General features: G+C 39.5%; 23 protein-coding genes and 1 pseudogene. 14 read left to right on the top strand and 10 right to left on the bottom strand.

Annotation, left to right across the window (positions count from 1 at the left end; all coding sequences use genetic code 11):
* Positions 1-14: 14 nt before the first annotated feature.
* A complete protein-coding gene (locus ACEXOE_RS06535) occupies positions 15-974 on the bottom strand; it encodes an HU domain-containing protein (RefSeq protein WP_394747936.1) in 960 nt (319 codons plus the stop codon).
* A gap of 105 nt (positions 975-1,079) precedes the next feature.
* On the opposite strand from ACEXOE_RS06535, the gene dprA reads away from it, so the two are divergent.
* Positions 1,080-2,183 (top strand): DNA-processing protein DprA, encoded by a 1,104-nt coding sequence (gene dprA, locus ACEXOE_RS06530; protein ID WP_394747935.1) that lies wholly within the window; start codon positions 1,080-1,082, stop codon positions 2,181-2,183.
* 234 nt (positions 2,184-2,417) lie between these two features.
* A complete protein-coding gene (locus ACEXOE_RS06525; RefSeq protein WP_394747934.1) occupies positions 2,418-3,179 on the top strand; it encodes an FKBP-type peptidyl-prolyl cis-trans isomerase in 762 nt (253 codons plus the stop codon).
* Between the two features lie 66 nt (positions 3,180-3,245).
* Here ACEXOE_RS06525 and trpS read toward each other — a convergent pair whose 3' ends face one another.
* Positions 3,246-4,214 carry a tryptophan--tRNA ligase gene (gene trpS / locus ACEXOE_RS06520; RefSeq protein WP_394747933.1) on the bottom strand — a complete coding sequence of 323 codons (969 nt, stop codon included), beginning with the start codon at positions 4,212-4,214 and terminating at the stop codon, positions 3,246-3,248.
* A 73-nt stretch (positions 4,215-4,287) separates the two neighbouring features.
* On the opposite strand from trpS, the gene ACEXOE_RS06515 reads away from it, so the two are divergent.
* Positions 4,288-5,025, top strand: a complete 738-nt coding sequence (locus ACEXOE_RS06515; RefSeq protein ID WP_394747932.1) for a lysophospholipid acyltransferase family protein — start codon at positions 4,288-4,290, stop codon at positions 5,023-5,025.
* Between the two features lie 86 nt (positions 5,026-5,111).
* Here the strand turns inward: ACEXOE_RS06515 and ACEXOE_RS06510 are convergent, their stop codons facing one another.
* The 4 genes and pseudogenes from ACEXOE_RS06510 to recA form a co-directional block, all read right to left on the bottom strand.
* On the bottom strand, positions 5,112-6,617 hold the full coding sequence (locus tag ACEXOE_RS06510) for a hypothetical protein (protein ID WP_394747931.1): 1,506 nt from the start codon (positions 6,615-6,617) through the stop codon (positions 5,112-5,114).
* A 109-nt stretch (positions 6,618-6,726) separates the two neighbouring features.
* Positions 6,727-7,239 (bottom strand): annotated as a pseudogene (locus ACEXOE_RS06505) (RNA polymerase sigma factor); the annotation flags it as partial.
* 19 nt (positions 7,240-7,258) lie between these two features.
* A complete protein-coding gene (locus ACEXOE_RS06500; protein WP_394747930.1) occupies positions 7,259-7,690 on the bottom strand; it encodes a hypothetical protein in 432 nt (143 codons plus the stop codon).
* 100 nt (positions 7,691-7,790) lie between these two features.
* Entirely contained in the window at positions 7,791-8,798 is a 1,008-nt protein-coding gene (recA, locus tag ACEXOE_RS06495) for a recombinase RecA (RefSeq protein ID WP_394747929.1), read from the bottom strand.
* Between the two features lie 325 nt (positions 8,799-9,123).
* On the opposite strand from recA, the gene trhO reads away from it, so the two are divergent.
* From trhO to ACEXOE_RS06450, 9 genes are all read left to right on the top strand, one after another.
* On the top strand, positions 9,124-10,155 hold the full coding sequence (gene trhO, locus ACEXOE_RS06490; protein ID WP_394747928.1) for an oxygen-dependent tRNA uridine(34) hydroxylase TrhO: 1,032 nt from the start codon (positions 9,124-9,126) through the stop codon (positions 10,153-10,155).
* A 279-nt stretch (positions 10,156-10,434) separates the two neighbouring features.
* Complete coding sequence (locus ACEXOE_RS06485) at positions 10,435-11,610, top strand: PSP1 domain-containing protein (protein WP_394747927.1); 1,176 nt, start codon at positions 10,435-10,437, stop codon at positions 11,608-11,610.
* Entirely contained in the window at positions 11,603-12,088 is a 486-nt protein-coding gene (locus ACEXOE_RS06480; protein ID WP_394747926.1) for a gliding motility lipoprotein GldH, read from the top strand. Before ACEXOE_RS06485 ends, ACEXOE_RS06480 begins: the two co-directional genes overlap by 8 nt.
* 6 nt (positions 12,089-12,094) lie before the next feature.
* Entirely contained in the window at positions 12,095-14,440 is a 2,346-nt protein-coding gene (locus tag ACEXOE_RS06475) for a penicillin-binding protein 1A (protein ID WP_394747925.1), read from the top strand.
* Between the two features lie 31 nt (positions 14,441-14,471).
* Positions 14,472-15,173, top strand: a complete 702-nt coding sequence (locus tag ACEXOE_RS06470) for a CoA transferase subunit A (protein ID WP_394747924.1) — start codon at positions 14,472-14,474, stop codon at positions 15,171-15,173.
* A 3-nt stretch (positions 15,174-15,176) separates the two neighbouring features.
* Positions 15,177-15,512: a hypothetical protein gene (locus ACEXOE_RS06465; protein WP_394747923.1), complete on the top strand. Its 336-nt coding sequence runs from the start codon at positions 15,177-15,179 to the stop codon at positions 15,510-15,512.
* 70 nt (positions 15,513-15,582) lie between these two features.
* On the top strand, positions 15,583-16,236 hold the full coding sequence (locus tag ACEXOE_RS06460) for a 3-oxoacid CoA-transferase subunit B (protein ID WP_394747922.1): 654 nt from the start codon (positions 15,583-15,585) through the stop codon (positions 16,234-16,236).
* 375 nt (positions 16,237-16,611) lie between these two features.
* Positions 16,612-17,133: a GNAT family N-acetyltransferase gene (locus ACEXOE_RS06455; RefSeq protein WP_394747921.1), complete on the top strand. Its 522-nt coding sequence runs from the start codon at positions 16,612-16,614 to the stop codon at positions 17,131-17,133.
* Between the two features lie 17 nt (positions 17,134-17,150).
* Positions 17,151-18,314: a serine hydrolase domain-containing protein gene (locus tag ACEXOE_RS06450; RefSeq protein WP_394747920.1), complete on the top strand. Its 1,164-nt coding sequence runs from the start codon at positions 17,151-17,153 to the stop codon at positions 18,312-18,314.
* Between the two features lie 6 nt (positions 18,315-18,320).
* On the opposite strand, the gene ACEXOE_RS06445 is transcribed toward ACEXOE_RS06450, so the two are convergent.
* Both ACEXOE_RS06445 and ACEXOE_RS06440 read right to left on the bottom strand, forming a co-directional pair.
* Entirely contained in the window at positions 18,321-19,022 is a 702-nt protein-coding gene (locus ACEXOE_RS06445; RefSeq protein WP_394747919.1) for a LytR/AlgR family response regulator transcription factor, read from the bottom strand.
* Positions 19,019-19,990, bottom strand: a complete 972-nt coding sequence (locus tag ACEXOE_RS06440) for a sensor histidine kinase (protein WP_394747918.1) — start codon at positions 19,988-19,990, stop codon at positions 19,019-19,021. The genes ACEXOE_RS06445 and ACEXOE_RS06440 overlap by 4 nt, the downstream gene beginning before the upstream one ends.
* Positions 19,991-20,204: 214 nt before the next feature.
* Between ACEXOE_RS06440 and ACEXOE_RS06435 the strand changes: the two genes are divergently transcribed.
* Entirely contained in the window at positions 20,205-20,783 is a 579-nt protein-coding gene (locus ACEXOE_RS06435) for a thioredoxin family protein (RefSeq protein WP_394747917.1), read from the top strand.
* Between the two features lie 13 nt (positions 20,784-20,796).
* Here the strand turns inward: ACEXOE_RS06435 and ACEXOE_RS06430 are convergent, their stop codons facing one another.
* Complete coding sequence (locus tag ACEXOE_RS06430) at positions 20,797-21,957, bottom strand: methionine aminotransferase (RefSeq protein ID WP_394747916.1); 1,161 nt, start codon at positions 21,955-21,957, stop codon at positions 20,797-20,799.
* 75 nt (positions 21,958-22,032) lie between these two features.
* On the bottom strand, positions 22,033-22,308 hold the full coding sequence (locus ACEXOE_RS06425) for a hypothetical protein (RefSeq protein WP_394747915.1): 276 nt from the start codon (positions 22,306-22,308) through the stop codon (positions 22,033-22,035).
* Positions 22,309-22,512: 204 nt separating this feature from the next.
* Here ACEXOE_RS06425 and ACEXOE_RS06420 point away from each other — a divergent pair, with 204 nt between their 5' ends.
* Positions 22,513-23,217 carry a helix-turn-helix domain-containing protein gene (locus ACEXOE_RS06420; protein WP_394747914.1) on the top strand — a complete coding sequence of 235 codons (705 nt, stop codon included), beginning with the start codon at positions 22,513-22,515 and terminating at the stop codon, positions 23,215-23,217.
* Positions 23,218-23,220: the final 3 nt, after the last annotated feature.

Here is a 23,220-nt window from a genome sequence, read left to right as displayed (position 1 = left end):
TTTAGAGGTAAATATTATTTTACGGAGAGTAACCAGGCATCAACGGATTCCGTTCTTTTTATTTCCTTCAGGTAGTTTACGGCTTCGTTCCCATTGGTGAAGCTATCGTACGCTACTTGATGAAGTCCATAAGCGTTTACTCCGATATAAGAGGCATCGAAACCTTTTTTGCGTAGTGCACGCACTTTCTTTTCAGCATTCTCCAGCACTCTAAATGCGCCGGCAATAACATAATGCTGTCCTTTACTGATGGTTTCTTTTTTAAGAAGATCCAAATTAAGGGTCAATTGCGGTAACTCCAGAGGTACGGCATCAAAGAAGGTGGCTTCCTGTATGTTCTTGGTCACAACCTCTTGGGCATCTTGCTGCGCTAATTGTTGCTGATTTTGGTTCTCATGATAAAAACGATATCCTGAAAAACCTAAAGAAATTGCCAATAAAGCAACCGCAGCGTATTTAAAGTACGGTCTAAAACTTTTCCTTTCCCTTTTTTCCGTGGTGATGATAAAAGGGATTTTCTCTTCCAGTTCCACGACTTCTTCTTTAAGAACCTCACGTGTAGCAGGAGCACTTACGAAAGAGGAAAGCCCAAAGGAAGAAGTCAAATAATTGACTTTGTCTGCGGGCTGAAACTGTAGCTTTTCTTCTTTGTTCAAAGATAATTCCCCAATATTGGGAAAAGTGAGGTTACTTCCCGCTTTTAAGCGGCTCATCCATTCTTTCGACGTAGCCATAACCCGAACCAACATGGCATCATAAGAGACTTTTTCAACATTGGCCATATATGAAACCAAAAGACCATCATTGGAAGAAAGCTGACCATTAAAGGAAATTACTTTGGTTGGAGGATAAAAAGTGTGTGTATCCTCTTGAATGGAAGCGGACTCCATTTGAGCCAAAAAAGCCCCAAAACCAGGCATAATCACGCAATTATGGCGGTATAATAATTCTTCAATGTAGTGTTCGGTTCGCATAAAGACAAATATTGTAAAAAAAAGAATAGCCGTAAAAGGCTTCACATAACTTTTTATTAACATTATATTTTATGTATTTTGTGAATAACTAATTGAAATTCACAAATGAATGATAATGAGTTGATTGCAATTTTAAGATTGCAAAAAACACCGAATATAGGCGATGTGATAGCGAAAAAACTGATACGGCACTGCGGTAGCCCAACGGCAGTTTTTACAGATAAAATACAGCAGCTCTTAAAAATTGAAGGTGTAGGAAAGTGGGCTTTAAAGCATTTGCAGGATACCCGCTATTTAAAAGATGCAGAAAAGGAATTTTGTTTTATAAAAGATCATGATGTTGCCTACACCTATTTTAAGGACGATGACTATCCCAATTACTTAAAGCATTGTTTAGATGCTCCCTTGTTACTCTTTAAGCGTGGGAAGATTCATTTGGAAAACCGCAAGATCATCAGTATTGTGGGCACAAGAAATATCACCTCTTATGGAAGGGCTTTCTGTGAACAATTTATTGCAGATATAGCCCCCTTGAATCCAATTATCGTAAGCGGCTTTGCCTATGGCGTGGATATTTGTGTACAAAGGGCTGCTATGGCCCATGGTCTGCAAACGATAGGTTGTCTGGCCCACGGCTTAAATCAGATATATCCCAAGGCCCATGCAAAATATATGAAAGTTTTAGAAGAAAATGGGGGTTTCATGACCGAGTTTTGGAGTGATAGCAATCCGGAACGCGAACATTTCCTGCAACGCAACCGCATTATTGCGGGGATGAGCGAAGCTACTGTTGTTATAGAATCTGCTGCAAAAGGAGGGAGTTTGGTCACCGCTGATATTGCCCATAGTTATCATAGGGATGTTTTTGCGGTTCCGGGTAGAGCTAATGATGCCTATAGTGTGGGTTGCAATAACTTGATCAAACAACAAAAGGCCCATCTGTTGACTTCAGCCGCGGATCTGGTGTATCTTTTGGGTTGGAATAGCACCAACGAAAAAACAACCGCGATCCAGAAACAATTGTTTGTGGAATTGAATGAGATAGAGCGTAAGATATATGCCTATTTACAACAAAAAGGAAAGCAACTTTTGGATCATATAGCCTTAGAATGCAGTATTCCTATTTTTAAAGTATCGGCCACCCTTTTGAGCATGGAAATGAAGGGTGTTATACGCCCTTTACCAGGAAAATTGTTTGAAGCGGTATGATGTTTTAGAAACCGCAAGGTCTGTGAAATGGCATTTGGGCCTTGAAAATACCTTGCAATAGGGTCACTCATCGATAAAATGCATGGTCTAGGCTAGGAGGGTTATAGTTGCACCGAAAAATGAAAAATCAAAACCGACCCTTTAGTCTTTTCGATCTTTTCCTCAAAATAGCTTTTTAAGCATGGCCGGTCTTGGGTATTTTAGCTATCTTTCCGCCTTTAAAATAGCAGTTAAATGAAGAAATCCATTGTAGTAATCGTTGCACTTTTTTTAGGAGTTGCCGGTTACGGACAAAAAAAGAAAGAATTGATCAATGAGGTCGCCAAATTAAAAGCACAGGTAGCAGAAATGCAACAACAACTCGATGCGGTTGAAAAGGCAAAAGAGGTGAACCTCGAAGATAAAAACCACAAATTCAGTTATGCTTTTGGGGTGGCCGTTGGAAACAATCTCAAAATTGGAGGTTTTGGGGAAGAGCTATCCTATAATGTCATCGCAAAAGCAATACAGGAAGTCATGGAAGGAAAAGAACGTATAGCCTTAGAACAATGTTTGGAGTTGGTGCAAAGTTCCTTCGTGGAAAAACAAAAGGAAGAAGCGGCAAAAAAATCGGAAGAAGGCGCTGCTTTTCTGGCGGAGAATGGAAAACGGGAAGGTGTAATTACCACGGAAAGCGGGTTGCAATATGAAGTAATCACCCAAGGAAATGGCCCAGTTCCCAAAGCCAGTGACCAGGTCAGTGTACACTATACCGGAATGTTGATTGACGGAAAAGTGTTTGATAGTTCCGTAGAACGTGGCGAACCGCAAGTTTTAGGGGCAAGTCAGGTCATAAAAGGGTGGCAGGAAGCCTTGCAGAGTATGCCCGTGGGATCAAAATGGAAGCTGTATATCCCATATGATCTGGGATATGGCGAGCGAGGAGCAGGGGGTGCAATACCTCCTTATGCCGCATTGATTTTTGAAATAGAATTACTGGAAATCTTGAGTAAATAGGAACACTTCTTTTTAAATAACCTATAGATGGCCCTACCCGGTTGAAAAACTGGACAGGGCTATTTTTTAATACCCTACTTTGGTTCTAACTCTTTTCAGAACATCATTGGCCACGACATGTGCCTTTGCAGCGCCAATAGCAAGGGCTTCGTCTACTTCTTCCAAATGGCTCATATAGTAGGTAAAACGCTCCCGAGCATCTTTAAACTTTTCAGCAATAAGCTCATATAAGGCCTGTTTTGCGTGGCCATATCCATAGTTTCCACCGGTATAGTTAGCCCGCATTTCAGCGATTTGATCTTCTGAAGCCAGAATTTTATATAAGGCGAACACATTATCCGTATTTGGATCTTTTGGATCTTCCATAGGCGTACTATCGGTCTGGATACCCATGATTTGCTTGCGGAGTTTTTTGTCCGTCTGAAAAATATCAATGATATTTCCTTTGCTTTTGCTCATTTTTCCACCATCGGTCCCCGGAATGTACATGGTTTCTTCATGTATTCTGGCCTCGGGCAATACAAAAGTTTCCCCCAATTCGGTATGGAAGCGTGAAGCCACATCTCTTGTCATTTCCAAATGCTGCTTCTGATCTTTTCCAACAGGAACAATATGGGCATCATACAGCAAAATATCTGCTGCCATGAGCATGGGATATCCAAAAAGCCCGGCGTTCACATCATTCAGGCGATCCGCCTTGTCTTTAAAGGAATGTGCCAAGGTTAAACGATTGTAAGGAAAAAAACAGCTTAAGTACCAGGAGAGTTCCGTAACCTGGGGAACATCGCTTTGTCTGTAGAAAACGGTTTTTTCTACATCCAATCCAAAAGCCAACCATGTCGCTGCAGTGGCATACGTGTTGTTTCGTAATATGTTCCCGTCCTTTATTTGTGTAAGGGAATGCATATCCGCTATAAAAAGAAAGGACTCGTTTTTGGGGTCTTTTGCCATTTCAATAGCGGGCATAATAGCCCCAAGGATGTTTCCTAAATGTGGAGTTCCGGTACTTTGTATACCTGTTAGAATTCGTGCCATTTTTCGTATTTATACAGGAAGACAAAGGTAAAAGAAATACCATAACCTGACTAAAATTGTTACTTTTGATTTTATGGTGCGATTTCTACAAAAAATAGGGCAGCTCTTGTTCCGAATCTGGTTTTACGTCCTGGTTGCCCTCCCTATTTTTTTATTGTTTCCTTTACTCTTGCTATTTACCTTATCAGAGAAATGGTATCCTCAATTCTTTTGGTTGGCACGGAATATATGGGCCAATATTATTTTATATGGAATGGGTTGTTTTCCCAGCATAGAGAGGGAACAAAAATTAGAAAGACATAAAAGTTATATGTTGGTGGCCAATCACACCAGTATGTTGGATATTATGCTTATGCTTAAAGTGAGTCGCAATCCTTTTGTGTTTGTGGGGAAAAAAGAATTGGTGAAGATTCCAGTCTTCGGATTTTTCTATAAGCGGGTTTGTATCATGGTCGATCGGGAGAATAGCGGTAGTAGAACCGGAGTCTATCGAAGAGCGCAAAGAAGATTGAATCAGGGACTTAGTATCTGTATCTTTCCAGAAGGGGGTGTTCCAGAAGAAGATATTGTATTGGATACCTTTAAAGATGGAGCTTTTAAGATGGCCATAGCACATAAAATCCCTATTGTTCCCATGACTTTTTATGATAATAAAAAACGCTTTTCATTTACTTTTTTTAGCGGAGGCCCAGGTAGAATACGAGCAAAGGTGCATCCTTTTGTGGAAACTAAAGAACTTAAGGAAACGGATAAACAAGAGCTTAGAGAAACCACGAGAACTATGATGCTTAAGGAATTGGAATCCCAATAAAACATAAAAAAACGCCTTACGGCCAAGTAAGGCGTTAAAAGTAACCATCACTATAAGCATAGTAATGATAACCCAACCAACAATCTTTAAAACTTGAAGCTGAACCCGCTATAGACACCCAAGGAAAAGGGTTGAAAATTACCGGTCGCTCCAGAGAACGTATTGAGCTGATATTTAAAAATAGGCTCTACGTTCCATTGTACTTTAGGAGAAAAATTATAGTGTACTCCAAGGCCAACATTGGTACTAAAGTTGACCATATTAAGGTTATTTGCTTTGCCTATTTCCGTGATGAGTCCTTGGGACTCCAAGGAGATGGCATTGTCAATTAAAAATAAAGAGCTTACCCCGCCAATGACATTTACGCCCCATTTGTTAGCTACAAGAGCATAATTGACTTCAAAAGGGACTTCCAAATAGCCCAATTGTTGTACAATCCTACCGTTTAAGGCGGGGTCAAAGGCTTGGGAAACATCGGATGTGGGACCAAATTGGCTAACATCCATATTGCTCGTTTCTCCCGAAACAGCACTCTGCAATACAATATTTTGGGATTTTGGATCAAGATCAATATTCCTTAAGTTTCCTCCTCTAGAAGTAGATAAAGAAGAAGAAAAGGCAATATCATTCGTGTTATATCCATAATCCACACGGTGAATCCCAGTTCTGACACTTATTTTTTTGGAAACGTTATAGGATACCGATAGCCCATAACTAAGATTCACATTACCGGATTTGGAATTGGGACTAAAACTGGGGTCAATGGGAGATCCATCTCCAAAAGAATCAAAATAGATAGGAGCAACGGAAGGGCTTATGGCCCATTTCTTCTCTTTGTTTTCTGCCACAATTTCCTCTTCCTCTTCGGCAATGGCATCAAAAATGGATTTTTTATCTTCTTCCGCGATTTCCTTCGGAGTAGTTGCTTCTGCAACAGCATTTTCGAAGGCATTGGCTTCAGTGCTCAAAGGCTGCTTTTGTCCTGTAATGGAATTTTGATCGGAGCCCGTATTTTTCTGTAATTCTGTAGGGAGAGTGGCTGTAGTATTTTCAGAATTTGCTAAAGTATTTTGCGCGATATCTTCAGTAGTTAAAGGAGCGGTATTCTTTTTTACGGGAGTCTCTTTTCCTTTTCCATGGGCAAGCAGTGTATTCGCATTCTTATGATTTTTCTTTGGACCTTCCAGGGCTTCTTTTTTTGGAGTGGAAGCCTTAAATATAGGAGTGCTGGAATTGGCGTTGGACGTTTTGGATTCTTCATCCGCAGCAGTCATTTCCGTTTGTGTCAACCCTTCTTCTTTTTGCAAGCTTATAGGAGAAATTTCTTTGGAGGAGGTATTGGACTCCTTTTGTTGATCAACATCCGAAATAGGGTTAGTGGTACTGCTAGTGGTGCCCAATGGATACAGGCTAAAGGCCACTATGGCCAAAACGGCCGCAACTCCCCCTAGTTTCCACCAGATAGGAAGCACTCTTTTTTTCTTCTTTTTGTCCAGGGATGCTTCAATGCCATTCCAAACGTGATCCTCTGGAAGCTCATGGAAGTCTTTTAGTTTCTCCCGAAACAGTTGGTCTATATTTTTATTGCTCATGCGGTGATGAATTATGCGATTTTTTATGCTTGTTTTTTATTTTTGAACCTAGTATCCGCGCTGCCTTGGTGGTATAAAAAATTAAGATGCCGATAACGGCTTTTGCTCTGTCTTTCTCAATTTTTTCCTTCAGCAGCACTCTGGCTCTGGCTAAATTTGACTTTGATGTCCCAACAGAAGTTCCTAACAATTCACTGATCTCCTTATGGGTATAACCATCCAACACATATAGGTTAAAGGTTAAACGATATTTATTGGGCAATTCTTGAATGTACGCCAAAAGGCTATGAAGATCAATATCAACTTGTTCCGTAGCTACTTCCACTTCTTCCTCCATATTTTCCGACACTACATTTAGATGATCTTCTTTCCGATATTTTTGAAGGACGGTATTCACCGTAATTCGCTTTATCCAACCTTCAAAGGAACCTTTAAACTTATACTGATCTATTTTATCAAAGATGGTAATAAAGCTGTCGTGAAGGTTGTCTTCGGCCTCAATTTTATTGCGCGAGTATTTTAAGCAAATACCGAACAAAGTGGCAGCGTACATTTTGTACAATTGTTCTTGTGCTTTTCTATTCTTTTTTTTACAGTTTTTTATGAGTTCATCCAGACTCAAAATGTTGGTTGCATTATATTTATTGATTGGTCGTAGGACCAGTATTTACAGGAACTTCTATTTCCATAAATTGAGGTGCTCCATTTTCGTCGGTACCGGTATAAAAGCGAAACAAATAGGTTTCCGGATACAGCACTTCAAAATTGAACGAGGTTTCTATTTGTTGATTGACATCGGCACAGTCTTCATTATCTGTGAGTAATGACCCTACTATGGCTACACTCCGTGTAGTTTTTGCTTCGGGGACAATGTCAAGACCTCTAAAAAAAGTACAATCGTTGGGGCGAAGGTAAGTAAGGTCTATGGTTACGGTCTCATTTAAGTTGAAAGCATCAGGTAAATTGGCTTCAACAACCTCCAATTGTACGAAATTAAAATTAGTGTCATCATCAATACTACAGGATTGAAATGCCACAACAATAAGAATACAAAATAAAAAATACCGCTTCATGACCTAGTAAAAATCTCTTTTCTTTTCAAAAAAGATGTCATCTAAGGCCAAGGGTTGCGTTATAAAGCCAAAAAATCGATAAAAGGCAATCTAGGCTTTTTTAAGCCTTGATCGTATTTATGGCTTCTTTGATTTTTTCTTCCAGTTCCTCCAATAGTTCAGGATTGTCCAAGAGCAGATTTTTAACGGCATCTCTTCCTTGACCCAATTTGGTATCCCCGTAGCTGAACCAGGAACCGCTCTTCTTCACAATCTCGTATTCAACGCCAAGATCAAGAACTTCTCCAACTTTGGAAATGCCTTCCCCGTACATGATATCGAACTCCGTGGTCCTAAATGGAGGAGCAACCTTGTTTTTCACTACTTTTATTCTCGTTTTATTTCCTTGTACGGCACCATCACTATCCTTTATTTGTGTTGATCTGCGGATATCTAGACGTACGGAAGCATAAAACTTTAAGGCATTACCTCCAGTCGTGGTCTCCGGGTTTCCAAACATCACACCAATTTTTTCCCGCAATTGATTGATAAAGATAACGGTACATTTGGTCTTGCTTATAGAGCCGGTAAGCTTACGCAAGGCCTGGGACATTAAACGGGCATGTAGTCCCATTTTTGAGTCGCCCATTTCTCCCTCAATTTCGCTTTTTGGTGTCAGAGCGGCAACAGAATCCACAATAACAATATCGATAGCTCCGGAGCGAATCAAATTATCCGCAATTTCCAAAGCTTGTTCCCCATGGTCGGGTTGGGATATGATAAGATTGTCAATATCAACGCCTAATTTTTCGGCATAAAAACGATCAAAAGCATGTTCTGCATCAATAAAGGCAGCAATGCCACCCGCTTTTTGTGCCTCTGCAATGGCATGAAGCGTCAATGTGGTCTTACCAGAAGATTCGGGACCATAAATTTCAATGACCCTACCTCTGGGATACCCGCCTACACCTAAAGCAAGATCAAGGCCCAAGGAACCAGAGGATATTACTTCTACATCTTCTACTACACTGTCCCCCATCTTCATAACGGCGCCCTTGCCGTAGGTCTTATCAAGTTTGTCTAAGGTAAGTTTAAGTGCTTTTAATTTTGCTTCTTTTTCAGAACTCATTGCTATCAAATTAGGAAAGCTAAAGTAATATTTCTTTTTGCATATCGCAATGCTGACGCAACCTTTTTCTAAAAGATGCATCTTAACTAATAGCTAACTCAAATATAGGGGTTGTTGACACCACATATCAGCAACCCTATAATGGTTCTAGTTCCCATAAGACGGACAAGAACTAGCATCATTCTTAAAAAATAGCCTTGCTAACCACAAGGCTGTTTTTATTGGTAGAAAAACGTTTTAAAAAGAGGAATATCACTGGCTTTACCGCAAATAATGTATATTTTTGCGCTTTAAAATAATCTTTAACTTAATATAGCGGTATAGCATGCAACTGTACAATACATTAAGTGCAAAGGAGCGAGAACTTCTCATCGAAGAAGCAGGGAAAGAGCGTCTTACCATATCTTTCTACACCTATGCACATATCGGAAACCCCACAATTTTTAGAAATCACTTGTTTGTTCACTGGAACGATTTGGATGTTTTAGGTAGAATTTATGTAGCCCATGAAGGCATTAATGCGCAATTATCTGTGCCTGCCGAGAATTTTATCCAATTTAAAGAACATTTGGATAGTATTTCCTTTTTGGAAAATGTACGCTTGAATATTGCTATAGAACAAGACAACAAATCTTTTTTAAAATTAAAAGTAAAGGTTCGGGATAAAATTGTTGCAGATGGTTTAAATGATACCGCTTTTGATGTTACCAATAAGGGGGTACATGTGAATGCAGAGGCCTTCAATACACTTTTGGAAGATCCGGATACTATTTTGGTAGATATGCGCAATCATTATGAAAGTGAAATCGGTCATTTTAAGGGAGCCATTACTCCTGATGTGGATACCTTTCGCGATTCTCTGGACATCATAGAAAAAGACCTTGCGGAACATAAGGAAGACAAAAACTTGGTCATGTATTGTACCGGGGGTATTCGCTGCGAGAAGGCCAGTGCCTATTATAAATACAAGGGCTTTAAAAAGGTATATCAATTGGAGGGAGGCATTATTGAATATACGAGACAGGTAAAGGAACAGGAAATAGAAAATAAATTTATGGGAAAGAACTTTGTTTTTGACCATAGGAGGAGCGAGCGTATCTCGGAAGATGTAATTGCGAACTGTCATCAGTGCGGCAATCCTTGCGACACCCACGTAAACTGTGCCAACGAGGCCTGCCATTTATTATTTATTCAATGCGAAACTTGTGCAGCTGCTATGGACAATTGTTGCTCGGACGACTGTAAAGAAATCCATGCATTGCCTTTTGAAACCCAAAAAGAGCTCCGAAAAGGAAAGGGAGTTAGCAATAAAATATTTAAAAAAGGACGTTCAGAAGTATTGAAATTTAAGAAATAATTAAAATTGACCCTGCTAAATTGCATATCGTGATGCGATTGTGCCGTTATATTTCGATGCTGTTACATTTTATAGTATATTTACATTTAATACCAAACACGCTTAGATACGGTGCATTTTAGGGATTTTTTCTATTTCCCGTATTGCCTGTTTTCAATGGAGTAGATGTACAAAGGGCATATGAATGCGGTAATGAGTTTGTATGGTGTTTGATACAAGTAATTTATGAACCTTTTTCGGTGTAAAATGTAATGTTTTTGCCGAATCAACATACAAAATATGGGTTGTAGCAGTTGTTCAACTGGTAAAGACGGACAGCCACGCGGATGCAAGAACAATGGGACTTGTGGAACGGATGGCTGTAATAAATTAACGGTTTTTGATTGGCTTTCCAATATGTCCCTGCCCAATGGGGAGAAATCGTTCGACTGTGTCGAAGTCCGTTTTAAAAATAGCAGAAAAGAATTTTTTAGAAATACCGAAAAATTAACCCTTTCCATTGGAGACATTGTTGCCACACAGGCAAAGTCGGGCCATGATGTAGGAATGGTTACACTTACCGGCGAGCTGGTAAAAGTGCAAATGAAACGGAAGAAGGTAGATTTCAATAGTAAGGAAATTGCCAAAATCTATCGGAAAGCATCACAAAAAGATATTGATATTTGGCAAAAATGTCGCAATCGGGAAGAAGAGATCAAAAAACGATCCAGAGAGATTGCCATTGCCCTAAAACTTCAGATGAAATTATCCGATGTGGAATTCCAGGGAGATGGATCCAAAGCCACATTTTATTATACTGCGGAAGAACGGGTAGATTTTAGGCAATTGATCAAAGACATGGCCAAAGCCTTTGGTATTCGAATAGAGATGCGTCAAATAGGCTATCGTCAAGAAGCACAGCGCTTGGGTGGAATCGGTTCTTGTGGAAGGGAACTCTGTTGCTCAACTTGGTTGACCGATTTTAGATCGGTAAGCACTGCTGCGGCACGTTACCAACAACTGTCTTTAAATCCGCAGAAATTGGCCGGACAATGCGGAAAATTGAAATGCTGTTTAAATTATGAGTTGGATGTATACCTAGACGCCTTAAAAGATTTTCCAGGTCAGGACACCAAACTCTTTACAGAAAAGGGTCTGGCCTTTTGTCAAAAAACGGATATTTTCAAGGAAACCTTATGGTTTTCCTATAAAAATGAACCGGCCAATTGGCATACTTTGACTAAAGAACAAGTGCAGGAAATCATTGAAAAAAACAAGAAAAAAGAAAAAGTTGCCAGTCTTGAAGAATACGCCGCCGATAATATCGTTAGAGAAGAGACGGTATTTGAGAATGTGGTTGGGCAAGATAGTTTAACTCGTTTTGACAGACCAAAGCAGCACAAGCGCAGAAATAGAAATAAGAACAAGAACAAAAAAAGAAGAAACAACAAAAAAAGACCAGCCAAAAATGCTTAGGAGTGCACTTCCCCTGCTACTATTACTACTTATAAGCTCTTGCAATGATGCTATCGTTTTTTCCGAATATCGCACGATTAGCGATGGAAAATGGGATAAAAATGATACCATGGAGTTTACGTTTTCTGATATGGACACCATCAATAGCCATGACCTTTTTATTAACATTAGAAATGATAATGATTTTCCTTACAGTAACCTCTTTTTGATTACGGAATTGGAGTACCCCAATGGCAAGGTAGAACGAGATACTTTGGAATATGAAATGGCGACACCAGATGGGAGTTGGTTAGGAAAAAATAGTGGAAGTGTCAGTGAAAATAAATTATGGTACAAGGAAAACATCGTTTTACCTGTTAGCGGCGTATATAAAATAGGGATTTCCCATGCGATGCGAAAAAACGGAAACGTAGACGGTGTAGTAAACCTTGAAGGAATAACAGACGTTGGTTTTCAAATTGAAACAAGCAAACAGTAAACAAACATGGCAACAACGGCGAAAAAGAAAAAAAAGACGAACAATTTCATAAAATTCGTCAAATGGTTTTGGATACTCTTCATTACCGGAGTTTTTATGGTAGCTCTGGTCTTTCTATTGGCCTCTTGGGGCGCTCTTGGGGAGATGCCTACGTTTGAACGTTTAGAAAACCCTAGGACCAATTTGGCTACGGAGGTCATTTCTTCGGATGGGGTTACTCTAGGAAAATATTATTTGGATGACAATAGAACTCCGGTAGGCTTTGATAATCTTCCGGATCATCTGGTCAATGCTTTGGTGGCTACGGAAGATGCCAGATATTATAACCATTCTGGTATTGATGTTCGGGGTACTATAAGGGCTTTTGCTTTTTTAGGAAAAAGAGGAGGAGCAAGTACCATTTCGCAACAGTTGGCACGCCAACTATTTGGCGAAGTAAGGTCGAAGAATAAATTGGAAGCCGTACAACAGAAAATAAAAGAATGGGTCATTGCAACACGCTTAGAACGCAATTATACCAAAGAAGAAATCATTGCCATGTACTTTAATATCTATGATTTTGGTAATAATGCCGATGGTATCCGTTCTGCTTCGCGTATCTATTTTAGTAAAGAACCGAAGGATTTAAATCTCAAAGAATCTGCTATGCTTGTAGGGATGTTCAAAAACTCCTCCCTTTATAATCCACTACCTCACCGAAACCCGGAAGGAACCAAAAATAGAAGGGATGTGGTATTGGCCCAGATGGCAAAATATGATTATATCTCTACGGAAGTAAAGGATTCGCTTCAAAAAATGCCCTTAGGCTTGCGCTATTCCCCAGAATCGCATCGCGAAGGCCTGGCCACCTACTTTAGAATGTATCTGCAGCGTTTTTTAAACAATTGGATCAAGGAAAATCCAAAAAAGGAACCTGGAGGGAAAACATCCAAATACAACATTTATTTAGATGGCCTTAAGGTCTACACCACCATAGATTCTAGAATGCAGGCCAATGCAGAGCAGGCGGTACAGGAACATATGGAGCGTTTGCAAGCAGAATTCTTTCATCAAAATACTCCAAAACGAAACAAGACTGCTCCTTTTTTGGATTTGGACAAATCCGAAATCAATAAAATTATTGAACGCGCTGTGAAAACATCCAATAGATGGCGTGAAATGAAAGCCAAGGGGAAATCCGAAAAAGAAATCCGCGCTTCGTTTACCAAGCCTACACCCATGGTGGTTTTTGATTGGAAAAGTGAAGGGCAGGAAAAGGATACCGTCATGACCCCCATGGATTCCATTCGGTATTATAAGACATACTTGCGTGCTGCCATGATGTCCATGGAACCACAAACAGGACATGTTAAAGCTTGGGTTGGAGGAATCAACTTTAAACATTTTCAGTACGACAATGTCATTCAAGGGGCTAGACAGGCGGGATCTACCTTTAAACCGTTTGTTTATGCTGCCGCTATAGATCAATTGCGTTTGTCTCCTTGTGATTCATTGCCAGATACGCAGTATTGCATAGAAGCTAATAAGCATGGCAACCCAGAACCATGGTGTCCTAGAAATTCCAATTTTAAGTACTCTGGAAAAAGATTGACACTTAAAAACGCATTGGCCAATTCTGTGAATACGGTCACTGCACAATTGATCGATAAGGTAGGGCCTAAATCCGTAGTTTCCATTGTGAAAAATTTGGGCTTGACTCGGGAAATCCCCGAAGTGCCTTCTATTGCCCTGGGAACACCAGATTTCAATGTCTATGAAATGGTCGGCGCTTATGGTACTTTTGCCAATCAGGGTGTATATGTAAAGCCGGTGATGATTACCCGAATAGAAGATAAAAATGGAACTGTGCTCTATGAATACGTGCCGGAAACAAAAGATGTATTGAGTAAAGACGTATCCTATGCCATGTTAGATTTATTACAAGGAGTAACTAAAGGGGGTTCAGGTGCACGTTTAAGAAGCACCGGAGCTAATAAGTATAAAAAAGAGTACGATGAGATTATCACTGGGTATCCCTACGAATTTAAAAATCAGATTGCGGGAAAAACGGGAACAACGCAGAACAATAGTGATGGCTGGTTTATGGGAATGGTACCCAATTTAGTGACCGGAGTATGGGTTGGTGGAGAGGAAAGAGCAACGCACTTTAAGACCATTACCTATGGACAGGGAGCTTCTATGGCCTTGCCGATATGGGGACTTTATATGAAGAAAAATTATGCAAATAAGGAATTGGGGGTTTCCGATAAAGATTTTGAAAAACCTGAAAACTTATCCATAAATGTGGATTGCGCTAAAATTCAAAAAGAACAAGACAAGGATATTGACCTCGATGATGACTTGGAATTTTAATAGGTCCTAATTAATTTGATGTACACTATATATGATTCGTAAAACTGTAAACAACGTTCAGGATGCTCTGGAAGGCGTTCAAGATGGAATGACCTTTATGCTTGGAGGTTTCGGTCTTTGTGGAATTCCTGAAAATGCCATTACGGAACTTGTCCGCCTGGGTATTAAGGATATCACTTGTATTTCCAATAATGCGGGAGTCGATGATTTTGGCCTTGGATTCTTACTGCAAAAGCATCAGATTAAAAAAATGATTTCCTCTTATGTAGGCGAGAATGATGAATTTGAACGTCAGATGCTGAGCGGAGAGCTAGAAGTAGAACTCACGCCACAGGGTACTTTGGCAGAGAAATGTAGGGCTGCTCAGGGTGGTTTCCCCGCTTTTTATACACCAGCGGGCTATGGAACCGAGGTGGCAGAAGGAAAGGAGACCAGGGAATTCAATGGAAAAATGTATGTTCTGGAAGAGGCCTATAAGGCAGATTTTTCCTTTGTAAAAGCTTGGAAAGGAGATGAAGCTGGGAACCTTATCTTTAAAGGTACGGCCAGAAACTTTAATCCCTGTATGTGCGGTGCAGCAACGATTACTGTGGCAGAAGTTGAGGAACTGGTCCCGGCAGGCACTTTGAATCCCAATGAAATTCATATTCCCGGCATCTTTGTACAGCGTATTTTTCAAGGAGAGGACTACGAGAAGAGAATAGAGCAACGAACGGTGCGTAAAAGGGATTAATAAATGCGACTTTTATATACCTGCTCCAGTTGTAAGGAACAAAACTATTATACCCCTAAAATGTCCTCTAGGGCCGAACTTCAGATGAAATTCGGTGATGAGGTGCAAGTGAACTGTAAGAACTGTGGGAAATTAGAGAAGAAGCATCTAAATAAAATCAGTGCAAAAGTAGATCAGAGAATAGTTTTTGGAGGTTTGGTTTTAGGTGTTTTAAGTACAGTTTTTCTTTGGAATTATCTTGGTTTACTCGCTTCTTCTGTGGCTTCATTACCTATGATATTTTGGGCCTATGAGAATAAGGCAGTTCGGCAATTTAATAGCTATGTTATTCGCAAATAACGAAAATAAGACTGCCCTTTGCAGGGGCTGTAAGGTATATTTTTAACATATTTTATAAAGTAGAAAATTAATGTTAGATAAAAACGGAATCGCAAAACGAATTGCTAGAGAAGTTAAGGATGGATACTATGTCAACTTGGGCATTGGTATCCCTACATTGGTAGCCAACTTCGTGCGGAACGATATTAGCGTTGAATTTCAAAGTGAAAATGGTGTTTTGGGAATGGGTCCCTTTCCATTTGAAGGTGAAGAAGATGCAGATATCATCAACGCAGGGAAACAAACCATTACCACCTTGCCAGGGGCCTCCTTTTTTGATTCGGCCACTAGTTTTTCCATGATTCGGGGAAAGCACGTAGATCTTACTATTTTGGGTGCTATGGAAGTTGCGGAAAATGGAGATATTGCCAATTGGAAAATTCCAGGAAAAATGGTCAAAGGAATGGGGGGTGCAATGGATTTAGTAGCTTCAGCAGAAAATATTATTGTGGCCATGATGCATACCAATAAGGCTGGAATCTCTAAGTTATTAAAAAAATGTAGCTTGCCCTTGACCGGTGTGGGTTGTGTAAAAAAGATTGTTACGAATCTTGCTGTTCTGGAAGTTACACCAAGGGGTTTTGTGCTGCTGGAGAGAGCACCTGGGGTTTCCGTAGATAAAATTAAAAAGGCAACAGAAGGAACACTTCTAGTTGAAGGAGAAATTCCCGAAATGATCGTGTAGGGTGCACATACACCATGGTTTGACTAGGAATGGGAGTTATTTTGCTTTTTTACCACAAAATGCAATACTTTCACAACAATTATTTAGATTTTCACCATATAATATAGTATATTCATGCATTCATGAACGTTTAACCCAGACCCAAATCAAAAAAATCAAAACCATGGAATCTCAGATTAACCAAAACACCACAGACAAAGAAATTCAAGTATACCACAATGATTTTTATAGTGGCTTTTTAAGATTGACAAAAAAGCTTTTTATGTTGTAGTCATTGTATACAATTTTAAAAAAGGATTTCAGTACCTACTGAGATCCTTTTTTGTTTTTAGCACTTTTGCAAAAAGTGTATTTTTAAGGGATTAATTGAACATTATGGAACTCCATCTTTTAGCCTGTACCCCTCAGGATGTAGACCAACTCTTGGCAATTGCGAAACAAACCTTCAGAGATGCTTTTGAAGCCGATAATAATCCGGAAGATTTTGAAAGCTATATGCGGACAGCTTTTACCAAAGAATCCCTGAGAGCTGCGTTGAAAGACCCTAAAACCAACTATTTTTTTGCCCGGACTAGAGAAGAGATAGTAGGTTATATTAAAATAAACGAAGCAGAGGCCCAATCCGATATAAAATCCCCGGATAGCTTGGAATTGGAACGTATTTACGTCCGGAAAGCATTCCAAGGGAGGCAGATAGGGGCTTGGATATTGAATGAAGTTAAAAAAATAACAATTGAGAAAAAGAAGGCCTATCTTTGGTTAGGCGTTTGGGAACACAATACTGCAGCCATTAGATTCTATGAAAAACATGGCTTTTCTAAGTTTGGAACCCACCCCTATTACCTTGGTAAGGATAAACAAACGGATTGGTTAATGCGTTTTGATATCCTGAAATAGCGTTAAATTTTACTGGAATGAAAAAAAATGTACAAATTCTTTTAGCAACCCTATTTTTTCTTGGCGCAGGAGCAGATGTTCTATATGCGCAGTATTACTTTCCAGAAAGGAATGTGAAGTGGGAAGAAAAAACAGCTAAAGAAGTAAAGGTCAATGATCAAAAACTCAATGAGGCAGTAGACTACGCCAAGAACAATGAATACTCCGGAGATAGGGATTTAAGAATCGCCATTGTTAAAGGCTTTGCAAGAGAACCGTTTCATCAAATATTGGGGCCTACAAAAAAGAGAGGTGGTCCGGCCGGGATGATTATCAAGAATGGATATATCATTAAACAATGGGGCGACACCAAACGCGTAGATATGACATTTAGCGTTACGAAAAGCTTTTTGTCCACTATGGCAGGTTTGGCTGTGGATCACGGCCTTATTCACAGCGCAAAAGATAAAGTGGGAGACTATATTTGGGATGGTACTTTTGACGGAGCCCACAATAGTAAAATTACCTGGGCACATCTTTTACAGCAAAACTCCGACTGGTCTGGAGAATTATGGGGAGGAAAAGATTGGGCAGATAGACCGCCAAGAGAAGGAGGGCTCGACGATTGGAAAAATCGTAAACTCCATGAACCGGGAACAGTTATGGAATACAATGATGTTCGTGTAAATGTCTTGGCGTATGCGCTTACGCACGTTTGGCGAAAGCCAATGCCGGCGGTACTAAAACAAGAGCTTATGGACAAGATTGGGGCTTCTACGACCTGGCGATGGTTTGGCTATGACAAAGCGTGGACCGAAGTAGATGGAGTGCAAATGAAATCTGTTACCGGTGGAGGACACTCTGGAGCCGGACTTTTCATTAATACGGAAGACATGGCCCGCTTTGGACTGTTGTTTTTAAACGATGGAAAATGGAAATCCGAACGCCTGCTCAGTGAAAAGTGGATCAAAGATGCCATTACGCCCTCTACGCCCAACGTAAATTATGGATATATGTGGTGGCTCAATAAAAAAGGGGCAAGGCATTGGGAAGGCCTCTCCGAAAATATATATTATGCTGCAGGCTTTGGCGGAAACTTCGTTGTAGTAGACAAAGAGCATGATCTTGTAGTGGTAACACGCTGGTTGGAACCTAATAAAATTGGTGATTTTATGAAGAAAGTGAATGCTGCTATGAAGTAATGGAATTTATTTTAAATGTAGTTTTTTTAGGAGCGCTGCTTTGTACAAGCGACCAATGGGAATTTTGTGCATTGCGATATAGGCCATGTTTCCCTGTACTTTTACGATTTCCGAACAGTTTATAATATAAGATTTATGTATCTGAATGAACTGCGTTTCAGGTAATTTGATCATCCAGTTTTTAAGCGAATCCAAGTAAGAAAAACGACTGCTTTTAGTGACTACGGTGACATAGTTCTTATCCGATTCAATATAAAGGATATCGTGAAGCCCTATTCTGTGCAGCGTCTTATCAATGTTAAGGAAGAAGGAGTCAGAAGACTCAGGCGTACTTTCCGGTAGTGGTTTGTGCTTGTACATCCCTTTTTTTACTTTGTTTAGGCCCTTCAGAAATCGATCAAAGGAAAAAGGCTTTACCAGATAATCACAAATCGTATCCAATTCAAAACTGGCCACAGCATGCTCATGATATGCTGTAGTCATAATGATCGCTGGAGGATTGGGAATTGTTTTGATGTATTGAATGCCAGAAATATCGGGTAAATTAATATCCAAAAAGACAATATCAACGGTATTGGACGCTAATATGGCATTGGCCTCCAGAGCAGATTGAAAAACCCCTTCAATTTCCAATTCGGGGATTTTTGAAATGTAATTTTTCAAGATACGTTGCGCGGGGATTTCATCCTCAATGATAATACAATTCATGATAAATTCATTTTTAAAAGAACGGAGTATACATCTGTCTTGGCAATCGTTAATTCATACTTCTCCTTATACAACAATGCAAGTCGTTTTTCAAGATTTTCCAGACCAATAGGTGCCCCATTTGGTGTGTTCTCTACCGTTTTTATCTTGTTTTCACAACGGCATTCCAATATGCTATTCGTTACAGAAATTACAATTTTAATCGTGCTTTGGGCAGCACTGTGTTTAAAGGCATTTTCAATAAGGGTGATGAGCAGCAAAGGAGCAATTTTATAAGGCTGGCCATCTGTTTGAACGCTATAATCTATCTGTTTAATGTTTTCTGTTCGGATTTCCTGAAAGCTAATATAGTTCGCAATGTAATCTAGCTCCTTTTCCAGGGCAACTTTATGGGAATTGCTTTCATAAAGTACGTGCTTTAAATTATCGGAAAGCATTAAAATCATGTCCGAAACCTCCTTTGGTTTTTCTAGGGAATACGAATAAATGGTATTGAGATTGTTAAAGAGGACATGCGGATTTATCTGGGACTTTAAATACTGTAGTTCCATTTCCGTATTTTCCTTCTTTATGCGCTCTAATTCTTCCTGTTTTTGAAGATATCCATACAACATCCATATAAAGGAAAAGAAAACAATGGGAACCAAGGTTTGCCATAAATAATCCGAGAGGCACTTCATGATAGAACAACCACATTCTGCAAAGACATTGCAGTACAGTTGCGTTCCCAAAAAAGCAATGGCACTAATAATAATAGCATAAAGAAAATAGTAACGCCTCTTTATAAAAAATGGAAGGAGAATAGTATTATTTACATAAACAATAGCAATAAGAATAGCTAAATATTGAAGAAATGGATTTTCTTCCCAATAGTAATCCGAGAATACAAAAAGGGAGACAAAAACAAAAAGCATCCAAAACAAAAGATGTATCAGTATTTTGGAAATCCGCTGGCTTAAAAAGTTCATGTACAATAAAAGAGGAAAATTAGGAAAAAAGAGCATACTGTTCAAGAAAGCGTATACGAAAGGCTGTTTCATGAATATGAACGACAGGGATTAGTGAAATGGCATGTTGTACCATAGCATATGCAGTTGCTATGTTTTTATAGGTTGTTGCTACAGGGAATTGGTAAGACTTCCTGTACAAGCTTAGGTTTGAGAAACTTTAAATCCAAAAACAATGATGATCTTAAACCGACTTATCTTCTTAAAAATTGTTCTTTTTATGATGTCTTACACGGGGACGGCGCAACAAATCAATACCAAGATGAAAGATGCTCAGGGGAGAACTAAACTGTTGGGAAAAATAAACAAGAAAGGCTTACAACAAGACCCTTTTGCGCCTTGGTTTGCTGCAAATTATACCGGCTATACCGTTGATAGTGCTGCAATAATGCCGTTGAAAACGAAGCTTAAAAAAATGGAAATACTTGCATTTATGGGGACTTGGTGCGGGGATAGCAAAAGAGAAGTGCCACGCTTCTATAAAATATTGGAAGTGTTGAACTTTCCTCAGAACAAGTTGAATATGGTGGCTGTGGATTATATGAAACCTAACTACAAGAAAAGCCCGGGAGGGGAGGAGAAAGGATGGCAGATCATAAAAGTGCCCACCTTTATATTTTTAAAGAATGGAAAGGAAGTGAATAGGATTGTGGAATCTCCTATTGAATCCTTGGAAAAGGATATGGCCGCAATTATTAATGGAGCCCGATATACCCCAAAATATGCCAGCTTACTCAAACTTCCTCAGGATTGAAGTATGATATGGACTAAATTTTCAATAAAATCTCCGCCGCTTTTTCCAAAGTCTCCGCGGTCTTCGCGAAACAAAAACGGAGTTGATGGGTTTTGTTCTCTTCATTGATATTGAATACAGAAATCGGAATGCTTGCTATTCCGTATTCCCGCACCAATCTTTTAGCAAGAGTAAGGTCGTTTTCATCCGTAATCGCACTGTAGTCCAACAATTGAAAATAAGTGCCTTGTGATGGGATAGCTTTGAATCTTGAACCGGCTATAGCGTTTAAAAAGAAGTTTCTTTTTTGTTCAAAAAAGGAAGAGAGTTCCAAATAGGTTTTAGGATTTTTCATATAGGTCGCCAAGGCTACTTGGATAGGATGGTTGGCAGAAAACACATTGAATTGATGGGATTTCCGAAACTCGTACATTAAGGCCTCTGGAGCTACACAGTAGCCGGTACGCCAACCGGTAATGTGAAAGGTTTTTCCAAAAGAAGCACAAATGAAACTTCGGGCCGCCAAATCTGGATATTTTGCCGCACTTTCATGTGATTTTCCATCAAAAACAATATGCTCGTATACCTCATCACTGATCAGGATAATGTCCGTGCCTTTCAGCAATTGCTGCAATTGCAACATATCCTCTTTGGATAAGAGGGTCCCACTGGGATTGTGCGGCGTATTTATAATGACCATTTTGGTCTTGGAAGAGAGTTTACCCTTAAATTCCTTCCAATCTATGGTATAAGTCAGACCCTGTAGTGGTATCAAAACGGGAACACCGCCATTAATTTCAATAGCGGGTTCATAACAATCATAAGCGGGTTTAAATACAATAACCTCGTCACCCGGACGAACAAAAGCTCCTATGATACTATAAATGGCCTGTGTAGCACCAATGGTGATGGTAACTTCATGTTCGGGGTGGTAGTATCTGCCATACAATTGCTCCATTTTTTGAGCAATAACCTCACGTAAGCCAAAATCTCCTGCCATGGGGGCATATTGATTATAGCCTTTGTTCATGGCCTCCGAAACCAAATCGATCAAAACCGGATCTGGTTCAAAGTTTGGAAATCCCTGCGCAATGTTTACAGCTCCATGTTCATTGGCCAAACGACCCATAGTGGTAAAGATATTGGTGCCGACATTAGGAAGTTTGGAAGACGAAATGGAAGGTGTGTGGTGCATAGGGTGATAGATTGCTAAAATGAAAGTATAAAAATACTGAAATTAGCAATGAACCCCTTGAACAATGACTTGGGATTATGGAGATAGGATCCTATCCAAGAATAATTTGTCACTTTCGGCCATCAATTGATGGGCAACAGCGTTATTGAAAGCTGTCTTTATCAATACTTCAATGCCTTTGGAATTGGATTTAGTTAAACTGTTGGTGCGATATACCACATCGCGTATCGTGGAGAAACTGATATTGGTCTGTGTGGCTACATTGGCGAAATCGCCTTTGGTGGTGTTTCTGCGTAAAACTGAAGATAGTTTTTCGCTGATCGGTTTTCCATAGTCATTCTTTTCGAACATAGTGTAATTGCGTTTTAAAGTTGATATTCCGGCTTAGCGCGGAACGTTTTTGATGTTTTTGTCTTCTGTTTTTACAAGGCTTTGAATTTATGGTCAATATTGCTACACATTTGGTTATATTTGTTTGTAATTGAAGTACAGACATATGTATTAAAATTGCATATTCAACAATATATGTAAGATTATTACGCAAAATACGATTTTATGTTTATATTAAAGCAACTAAGGCGAGAAAAAAATTGTAGTCAGACAGAATTAGCTACTGCAATAGGTGTTAGTTTGCGTACAATTCAACTTTATGAGAGGAAGGAGGCGAATATCCCAAGGAAAAACCTCACAAAACTTGCCGCCTATTTTAACCTTAGTATTTCACAATTGTACGAATATGAAATCAACGAACAGACCGCAGTATATCAGAATGAACCTCCCAGTTTAAATAAGTTAAGTAGTGTAAAAAGTCTCGGAAATGGCAAATATGAGGTTACGGCACCTTTGATTCTGACCAACGACTATGAAGCGTATGCAAAGAAGTTTCTGGATATTGATTATATGAAGGATTTGCATAAAGCTTCTTTTGTGACGGATAATATGGCCGATGGGAATTTCAGGGCTTTTGAAATTCTGGGAAGTGCCATGAATAATGGAAAATTGAATGGCATTCCAAATGGGACTATTGTTTTAGCGAGGGAATTGCCCAAGGAAGCACTCTTTGTGGATTCTATAAAGCACTTTAATTGCGTGCTATTGTATAAGAGCGCCTTACTGTGCAAACAAATCAATGATTTTGATAACAGTAAGAAAACAATTCGCTGTCATAGTTTGAACGAATCCCCGGAATATGCCGATTTTGAAATTCCCCTCAGAGATATTTATAAGGTCTTTGTGATTGTGAAAAAATTGATCAATTAAAGC

Origin of the sequence: Spongiimicrobium salis, assembly GCF_043678055.1 — a bacterium.
Taxonomy (GTDB): domain Bacteria; phylum Bacteroidota; class Bacteroidia; order Flavobacteriales; family Flavobacteriaceae; genus Spongiimicrobium; species Spongiimicrobium salis.
This window is presented reverse-complemented; position numbering and strand designations above follow the sequence as displayed.

Coding starts and splice junctions, on each gene's coding strand:
- ACEXOE_RS06535 (WP_394747936.1), bottom strand. CDS start 974: ATGCGAACCGAACACTACATTGAAGAATTATTATACCGCCATAATTGC.
- dprA (WP_394747935.1), top strand. CDS start 1,080: ATGAATGATAATGAGTTGATTGCAATTTTAAGATTGCAAAAAACACCG.
- ACEXOE_RS06525 (WP_394747934.1), top strand. CDS start 2,418: ATGAAGAAATCCATTGTAGTAATCGTTGCACTTTTTTTAGGAGTTGCC.
- trpS (WP_394747933.1), bottom strand. CDS start 4,214: ATGGCACGAATTCTAACAGGTATACAAAGTACCGGAACTCCACATTTA.
- ACEXOE_RS06515 (WP_394747932.1), top strand. CDS start 4,288: ATGGTGCGATTTCTACAAAAAATAGGGCAGCTCTTGTTCCGAATCTGG.
- ACEXOE_RS06510 (WP_394747931.1), bottom strand. CDS start 6,617: ATGAGCAATAAAAATATAGACCAACTGTTTCGGGAGAAACTAAAAGAC.
- ACEXOE_RS06500 (WP_394747930.1), bottom strand. CDS start 7,690: ATGAAGCGGTATTTTTTATTTTGTATTCTTATTGTTGTGGCATTTCAA.
- recA (WP_394747929.1), bottom strand. CDS start 8,798: ATGAGTTCTGAAAAAGAAGCAAAATTAAAAGCACTTAAACTTACCTTA.
- trhO (WP_394747928.1), top strand. CDS start 9,124: ATGCAACTGTACAATACATTAAGTGCAAAGGAGCGAGAACTTCTCATC.
- ACEXOE_RS06485 (WP_394747927.1), top strand. CDS start 10,435: ATGGGTTGTAGCAGTTGTTCAACTGGTAAAGACGGACAGCCACGCGGA.
- ACEXOE_RS06480 (WP_394747926.1), top strand. CDS start 11,603: ATGCTTAGGAGTGCACTTCCCCTGCTACTATTACTACTTATAAGCTCT.
- ACEXOE_RS06475 (WP_394747925.1), top strand. CDS start 12,095: ATGGCAACAACGGCGAAAAAGAAAAAAAAGACGAACAATTTCATAAAA.
- ACEXOE_RS06470 (WP_394747924.1), top strand. CDS start 14,472: ATGATTCGTAAAACTGTAAACAACGTTCAGGATGCTCTGGAAGGCGTT.
- ACEXOE_RS06465 (WP_394747923.1), top strand. CDS start 15,177: ATGCGACTTTTATATACCTGCTCCAGTTGTAAGGAACAAAACTATTAT.
- ACEXOE_RS06460 (WP_394747922.1), top strand. CDS start 15,583: ATGTTAGATAAAAACGGAATCGCAAAACGAATTGCTAGAGAAGTTAAG.
- ACEXOE_RS06455 (WP_394747921.1), top strand. CDS start 16,612: ATGGAACTCCATCTTTTAGCCTGTACCCCTCAGGATGTAGACCAACTC.
- ACEXOE_RS06450 (WP_394747920.1), top strand. CDS start 17,151: ATGAAAAAAAATGTACAAATTCTTTTAGCAACCCTATTTTTTCTTGGC.
- ACEXOE_RS06445 (WP_394747919.1), bottom strand. CDS start 19,022: ATGAATTGTATTATCATTGAGGATGAAATCCCCGCGCAACGTATCTTG.
- ACEXOE_RS06440 (WP_394747918.1), bottom strand. CDS start 19,990: ATGAACTTTTTAAGCCAGCGGATTTCCAAAATACTGATACATCTTTTG.
- ACEXOE_RS06435 (WP_394747917.1), top strand. CDS start 20,205: ATGATGATCTTAAACCGACTTATCTTCTTAAAAATTGTTCTTTTTATG.
- ACEXOE_RS06430 (WP_394747916.1), bottom strand. CDS start 21,957: ATGCACCACACACCTTCCATTTCGTCTTCCAAACTTCCTAATGTCGGC.
- ACEXOE_RS06425 (WP_394747915.1), bottom strand. CDS start 22,308: ATGTTCGAAAAGAATGACTATGGAAAACCGATCAGCGAAAAACTATCT.
- ACEXOE_RS06420 (WP_394747914.1), top strand. CDS start 22,513: ATGTTTATATTAAAGCAACTAAGGCGAGAAAAAAATTGTAGTCAGACA.